The sequence below is a fragment of the Mesorhizobium sp. M0040 genome (genome assembly GCF_040323505.1).
Lineage (GTDB): Bacteria > Pseudomonadota > Alphaproteobacteria > Rhizobiales > Rhizobiaceae > Mesorhizobium.
The window spans coordinates 65,844-72,650 of sequence record NZ_JAMYVA010000026.1 but is presented as its reverse complement, the minus strand read 5'-3'; the positions used below and the strand labels follow the sequence as shown (position 1 = coordinate 72,650).

The 6,807-nt window shown below is 65.0% G+C and carries 7 protein-coding genes and 1 pseudogene; 7 read left to right on the top strand and 1 reads right to left on the bottom strand.

Features of this window, described 5'->3' with window-relative positions; all coding sequences use genetic code 11:
- The 6 genes and pseudogenes from NKJ91_RS21315 to NKJ91_RS21290 all read left to right on the top strand — a co-directional run.
- Positions 1-336, top strand: a pseudogene (locus tag NKJ91_RS21315) (hypothetical protein); the annotation flags it as partial.
- Positions 323-1,279 carry an AAA family ATPase gene (locus tag NKJ91_RS21310; RefSeq protein WP_352449246.1) on the top strand — a complete coding sequence of 319 codons (957 nt, stop codon included), beginning with the start codon at positions 323-325 and terminating at the stop codon, positions 1,277-1,279. The pseudogene NKJ91_RS21315 and the gene NKJ91_RS21310, both read left to right, overlap by 14 nt.
- Entirely contained in the window at positions 1,276-2,583 is a 1,308-nt protein-coding gene (locus NKJ91_RS21305) for a DUF58 domain-containing protein (protein ID WP_352457153.1), read from the top strand. The genes NKJ91_RS21310 and NKJ91_RS21305 overlap by 4 nt, the downstream gene beginning before the upstream one ends.
- A complete protein-coding gene (locus NKJ91_RS21300) occupies positions 2,580-3,611 on the top strand; it encodes a stage II sporulation protein M (protein ID WP_352457152.1) in 1,032 nt (343 codons plus the stop codon). Before NKJ91_RS21305 ends, NKJ91_RS21300 begins: the two co-directional genes overlap by 4 nt.
- Positions 3,612-3,675: 64 nt before the next feature.
- On the top strand, positions 3,676-4,464 hold the full coding sequence (locus tag NKJ91_RS21295) for an RDD family protein (protein ID WP_352457151.1): 789 nt from the start codon (positions 3,676-3,678) through the stop codon (positions 4,462-4,464).
- A 17-nt stretch (positions 4,465-4,481) separates the two neighbouring features.
- Positions 4,482-4,832, top strand: a complete 351-nt coding sequence (locus tag NKJ91_RS21290) for a hypothetical protein (RefSeq protein WP_352457150.1) — start codon at positions 4,482-4,484, stop codon at positions 4,830-4,832.
- Between the two features lie 40 nt (positions 4,833-4,872).
- On the opposite strand, the gene NKJ91_RS21285 is transcribed toward NKJ91_RS21290, so the two are convergent.
- Positions 4,873-5,559, bottom strand: a complete 687-nt coding sequence (locus tag NKJ91_RS21285; RefSeq protein WP_352457149.1) for a D-lyxose/D-mannose family sugar isomerase — start codon at positions 5,557-5,559, stop codon at positions 4,873-4,875.
- A gap of 145 nt (positions 5,560-5,704) precedes the next feature.
- On the opposite strand from NKJ91_RS21285, the gene NKJ91_RS21280 reads away from it, so the two are divergent.
- On the top strand, positions 5,705-6,763 hold the full coding sequence (locus tag NKJ91_RS21280; protein ID WP_352457148.1) for a D-TA family PLP-dependent enzyme: 1,059 nt from the start codon (positions 5,705-5,707) through the stop codon (positions 6,761-6,763).
- Positions 6,764-6,807: the final 44 nt, after the last annotated feature.

Here is a 6,807-nt window from a genome sequence, read left to right as displayed (position 1 = left end):
AACCACACCGTATCCCACCCGCGCCGCCGGCCCTCCGCATCGCGGCCGGTGGTCTATACGACGGCGATGCTCATGCGGCGTGCCGGCCGGCTGGACGAGCTGGGAGGCCGCTATGCGGCCTTGATGCGGGTGCGCGCCGGCGCGCTGCTCGGCGCACCGCAAGGGTTGCAAGGCAAAGCGCTCGACCACTGGCTCGACTCTCGCGATAAGGAGCAAGCTGGCGGCTTCACGACGCGCTCGCAAGCGGCCGGCGAGGCGAAGAATCTGACGCAGATGCAACAGGCAGCAGAACGGCTGCATGACTGGACGGCAAGGAGGCTCGGTGAACGTCGATGATGTGAAGGCCCTGGCGACACGGATCAGGGAAGAAGTGGCCAAGGCGATCACCGGGCAGCACGATACGGTCGACCTGATGCTGACCGCCTTGTTTGCGGGCGGGCATATCCTGCTGGAAGGTCCTCCGGGCACGGCCAAGACAATGACGGCGCGCTGCTTCGCCCAGGCGCTTGGGATCGCTTACGGGCGCATCCAGTTCACGCCGGACCTGATGCCCGGCGATATCGTCGGGTCGAACATCTACAACTTCCAGACCGGGCAGTTCACGCTGACGCGCGGCCCGATCTTCTGCGATCTCCTGCTTGCCGACGAAATCAACCGCACGCCGCCCAAGACGCAGGCTGCACTGCTCGAGGCGATGCAGGAACATGCGGTCACCTTCGACGGCACCACGCATTCGCTCGGCCGCAATTTCATGGTCGTCGCGACCCAGAATCCGATCGAGCACCAGGGCGTCTATCCGCTGCCGGAGGCGCAGCTCGACCGCTTCCTGTTCAAGCACCGCGTCAGCTATCCCGGCCCCGAGGAAGAACGAGCCATCATCGTCCATCATGGCGGCGGCTCCGCCTCGCACGACATCGCGCAATATGGCATCGAGGCGCAGACGGATCGCGAAACGCTGCAGGAGGCCCTTGAAGTCGTCGGCTCCGTCACGCTTGTCGACGATGTCGTCGGCTACATAGCGGCGCTGGTTCGGGCTACGCGCGAAAATGCCGATCTGGAGGTCGGGGCCAGTCCGCGCGCCGGCGCCATGCTGGCGCGGGCGGCGCGTGCCCGGGCGGCGCTGGACGGACGCGCCTATGTGATCCCCGACGACGTCAAGGCGCTGGCGGTGCCGGCGCTGCGTCATCGCGTCATCCTTTCGCCTGCCGCACAGATCGATGGCCGGCTGGTCGAGCAGATCGTCTCCGACCTGGTCGACCAGACGGAAGCACCACGTTGATCTATCCCAGCGGCCGAGCGGTATGGGCAGCTGCGGCCGGCGCGGTGCCGGCCTTCCTGGTCGCGCTGGCACTGCCGTCGTTCTGGTATCTGGGATTGCTGTGGAGTTGCCTGCTGCTTGCCTTCCTGGCGGTGGATGCCGCGGCCGGACGCGGACGGGCATCGCTGAATGCCAGCATCGACGCGCCGCAGCAGGTCGGTGTCGGCGGCGAGTTCGGCGTGCAAATCACCGCCCGTCACTCGGGGTCGCGCGCCGCGGAGGCTCGGGTCGGCCACGATGCGCGTCTGGCGCCGGTGGACGGCAGCGGCGGCGCCTTGCTGCCAACCGCCGGAGGCGGCTCGCTCGACCTTCGCTTCCAGGCGCTGCGGCGCGGCGTCGCCAGCTTCGACCGTCTCTGGGTGCGCTGGCGCGGGCCATTCGGGCTGGTCTGGAACCAGGTCGTCCTGCCGGTGGAAAGCAAGGTTGCGGTGCTGCCCGACGTCAGCAGCGCTCGCGGCGAGGCGATCACGCTGCTGCAACATGCGGCGCTTGCCGAAGGCCATGCGCAGCGCCGCGCCGGTCAAGGCCGCGAGTTCGACGCGCTCAAGGATTACCAGCCGGGCATGGGCCGGCGGATGATCGACTGGAAGCGCAGCGCCCGCCACGGCAAGCTGTTGGCGCGCGAGTTCCGCATCGAGGAGAACAACAATATCGTGCTGGCCATCGACAGCGGACGCCTGATGTGCGAACCGGTCGACGGGGTGCCGAAGGTGGACCGGGCGGTGACGGCCGCCCTGCTGTCGGCATTCATCGCGCTGAAGGGCGGTGACATGGTCAGTCTGTTCGGCTTCGATGCAAGGCCGCGCGTTTCGACTGGCGCGGTGCGCGGCCCAGCCAGCTTTGCGATGATCCAGAAACGGGCCGCCGAGATAGATTATTCCAGCGAGGAGACCAATTTCACACTGGCATTGACGACGCTGGCGGCGCGGCTCGACCGCCGCTCGCTGGTCATCATCTTCACCGATTTCGTCGATCCGATCAGTGCGGAATTGATGCTGCGCACCGTGGGCCGGCTCACCGAACGGCATCTCGTGCTGTTCATGATGATGAAGGACACCGAACTGGAGGGCCTGGCCGACCTGCCGCCACGCTCCGGCGAGGATGTTGCCCGCGCGGTCGTTGCCGGAGGGCTCTTGCGCGAAAGGCAGGTCGTCATCGGCCGGCTGCGGCTGCTTGGGGCGCATGTGATCGAAGCCGACCACAACCGGCTCGGTCCGGCGCTGGTCGAGCGCTATCTGCAGTTCAAGCAGGAGGATTTGCTGTGACGGCGCCGGTACGCGGCAATGCGGTGCGCGGCGACGCGGTACGCCAGTCGCTGGCCAGCTTCCGCCGCGAGCGCGAGGCCGACTGGAAGGCATTCGAGGCGCTGCTGGCGCGTGTCGAGAAGCGCGCGCCGCGGACGCTTTCCGAAGAGGAGCTGCTGTCGCTGCCGCTGCTCTATCGATCGGCGCTGTCTTCCCTGTCGGTGGCGCGCGCGACATCGCTCGATAATGCGCTGGTCGGCTATCTCGAAGCGCTGTCGCTGCGCGGTTATTTCTATCTCTACGGCGCGCGCCGCGGGCTGCGGCAGCGCCTCGCCGATTTCTTCCTGCATGACTGGCCCGAAGCCATTCGCGACCTGTGGCGCGAGACATTGGCGTCGGTCGCGCTGATGGTGATCGGCATTGGTGCAGGCGCCTGGCTGGTGGCATCCGACAAGAGCTGGTTCGACGCGATCATCCCGCCCGGCCTGGCAGGAGGCCGCGGACCCGACACCTCGGCCGAACTGCTGCGAGGCATGCTTTATGATGGCGACAATGGCTTTCTCTCAGGCTTTGCCGCCTATCTGTTCACGCACAACGTCCAGGTCGCAATCCTGGCCTTCGCCCTTGGCTTCGCCTTCGCGGTGCCGACGGTGCTGCTGATGCTGTTCAACGGCTGCATGATCGGGGCGTTGTTCCAAGTCTATTGGTCCAAGGGGCTTGGCATGGAGCTCGGCGGCTGGCTGGCCATCCACGGCACCACCGAATTGTTCGCAATCTCTTTGGCCGGTGCGGCGGGCATGCGCATCGGCACCAGCATCGCCTTTCCCGGCGAATTGACACGCATGGCGGCAGCGGCTCGCGCCGGACGCATCGCCGCGAACGCCATGGTCGGGGTCTCGGTCATGCTGCTGTTTGCCGGGCTGCTCGAGGGCATTGGCAGGCAGACCATCACCGGCGACGTCACGCGCTACGGCATTGGCGGTGGCATGCTGGTGCTGTGGATCGGTTATTTCTACCTGTTCCGGGCGGTGCGGCATGGCGATCGTTAAACGCGCCGCCTTCGCGGCTATACGGCCGCTGATCACGCCCGAAGGCGTCGATCTCCGGATAAAGTTGGCCGACGCCGGCACGCGGGCCTCCGCCTTCCTGCTCGACATCGTGTTCATCGCCGTGGCTGCAATCGTGATCACGATCGTCGCGCTATTCGGGGTGGGAGGCCTTGGCAGCGAGGGATTTCAGCCGCTCTTCGTCGTCTGGATCATCCTGATCTTCTTTCTGCGCAACGCCTACTTCATCGTCTTCGAAGCGGGCCGGCGCGCGGCTACGCCCGGCAAGCGGATCGTCGGCATCCGGGTCGCGTCGCGCAGCGGAGACGGCCTGTCGATCGACCAGGTGATCGCCCGCAACCTGATGCGCGAGATCGAGGTGTTCCTGCCGCTGTCGATCATCGTTGGACGCAGCGGGACCGACCTCGCCGACACGTTGACGACGGTGTTCGGACTGGTGTGGACGCTGCTGTTTGCCTTGTTCCCGCTGTTCAATCGAGACCGCATGCGGATCGGCGACCTGTTGGCGGGGACCTGGGTGGTCGAGGCGCCGAAGCGCGCCTTGCTTGAAGACCTGTCGGCACGGCAGGATCCGGCGGCCGGCGCCTTCCGGTTCAGCCACGCCCAACTCGATGCCTATGGAATTGCCGAACTCCACAAGCTGGAGGAGGTGCTGCGCCGCGACGACTATTTCGCCCTGCGGACGGTGGCCGAAACGATCGGACGCAAGATCGGCGCGGCACCCCAAGCCCATGACGCACGCGCGTTCCTGACGGCTTACTACGGCGAGCTACGGGCGCATCTCGAACGCAAGCTGCTGCTGGGCAACCGCAGGGCCGACAAGCATGCGCGGTAGACCGGAGGGGGGACGGGATGCTGGTCAAAATTAGCGCGACTGAGGAATCCAGGATAGATCGCGCAATTCAGGCGGCGGTCTCTGGGTCCTGGGAAGAATTCAGCAGCCTCACCGACACTCCCTTTCCAAACGACGAATCGATGCGAGAGCAATTCGACGATTCCTCCCCCCGACTTCAGCAAGTGGGAGGAAATTGGAAACGAGAAACGGGCGTTGAGATCCTAGATGACGGCGTGCGCCTAATAATAGCGAGAATAGAAGCGCCGCCCACGGTGGATATCGTTTTTTCACTGCACAGCACGAGCGAATTCAGTGACAGCACAATCGGTATTCGGACATTTTTGCAGCAGCTGAATTGGGACTCCTAGCTATCGGTTCCGGCATTTCCAACCAGCGCCACCTCCTTCCCTATCCCACCCACTTCTCGTAGTCGGACACCAGCAGATGCAGCGGTGCTGTGTCCTCGTCGATGTCCGCGAAGCGGCCGATTGGTTCGCGAAAGACATTGTCGGTGAGATCGTCGTTGACGGTCGAAACCTCGCCGATCAGCACGTCCTTGCCCTCGGCCCAGAAGGCATGCCAAACACCCGGCAGCAAAGTGACGCTCTGGCCTGGGTCGAGCTTCAGGAGCCCACCCGCAGGTAGTCTGTGGATGGTTCCGTCGACAGGCACCGATACTTCGGCCTTCGGATCGATGCCGCCATCGCGATCATGCATGAACAGCTCCAGCACCAGTTTGCCGCCGCCGCGGTTGATGATGTCCTCGGCCTTGATGTTGTGGCGATGCATCGGCGACAACTGGTCCTTGCGCGAGATCATGATCTTTTCGGCATAGAGCATGCCCATGCCCTTCTTCATGTCCTCGTAGCGGCCGTTGCGGACGGTGAACAGGAACAGGCCGAGCTCGTCGAATTTCTCCTGGCCGTAGTCGGTGATGTCCCAGCCGAGCCGGGAGGAGAAGATTGCCGACGAATCCTGCCGACGCGCCTTCATCTCTTCGGGGGTCCAGTAGGCGAAGGGCGGCATGATGTAGCCGAAAGAGCGGATGAAGGCGTCGGCGTCGCGGATGATGTCGTTGATGGCGGAGCGTTTCATGGTCGTGGTTCCTTCCCGTCGCGTTCCAAGCGCTAACCGCATAGCCGAACGCCCATCCGGTGTCGATGCAAACTGCTGTCGCTGGCCCCATGACATGCGGTCCGATCAGGGCCATAAGGTCAACCAATTTTCCGATGGTGAGACCATGCGCAGCATAGACGACCTCGATACGCCGGCGATCCTGATCGATGCCGGCCGCGCCGAAGCCAATATCGCGCGGGCGCAGGCCCATGCCGACCGGCACGGGCTGAAGCTCAGGCCGCACATCAAGACCCACAAACTGCCCTACTGGGCAAAGAAGCAGATCGCGGCCGGCGCCGTCGGCATCACCTGCCAGAAGATCGGCGAGGCCGAGGTCATGGCCGACGCCGGACTGACCGACATCTTTCTGCCCTACAATATCCTCGGGCGGGCCAAGCTGGAGCGCCTCAAGGCGCTGCACGGCCGCGTAACCCTGTCGGTGACAACGGACAGCATGGACACGCTCATGGGACTTGCCGCCACCTTTACCGATCCCGGCCACCGCCTGCCGGTGCTGGTCGAATGCGACACCGGCATGGGCCGCTGCGGTGTACAGTCGGCCGGCGAGGCAGTCGCGCTGGCCAAAGAGATCGACAAGGTCAGGGGGCTCGTCTTCGGCGGCCTGATGACTTACCCGGCGGCAGGCCGCGCCGCCGAGACCGAGGCGTGGCTCGCCAATGCGCAGCAAGCGCTTGCCGCAGCCGGCCTTGCTTGCGAGCGCATCTCCAGCGGCGGCACACCCGATATGTGGCGTTCCGGCGAGCACAGCGTCGTTACCGAATACCGGCCCGGCACCTACATCTATCTCGACCGCTACCAGGTCACCAAAGGCGTCGGCAGCCTCGACGATTGCGCACTGACGGTGCTGTCGACGGTGGTCAGCCACCCAACGCCGATACGCGCCATCCTCGACGCCGGCAGCAAGGCGCTCTCCAGCGACACACTGGGGCTCGCCGATTTCGGCGAGCTGCTGGGCATTTCAGGCGCAAGGGTGACCAGCCTCAGCGAAGAGCACGGCAACGTCACGCTGTCAGGCGGCGCCGAGCTTCGCATCGGCGAGCGCGTGCGCGTCGTGCCCGACCATTGCTGCGTCGTCACCAACCTGTTCGACGAGGTGCATCTGGTCGAAGGCGAGACGGTGATCGAGACGCTCCCGGTCAAGGCGCGCGGGCGGATGGGATGAACCAAGCTGGAGCGAGTGTGAAGGCTTCAGGCAACAGTCTTTGA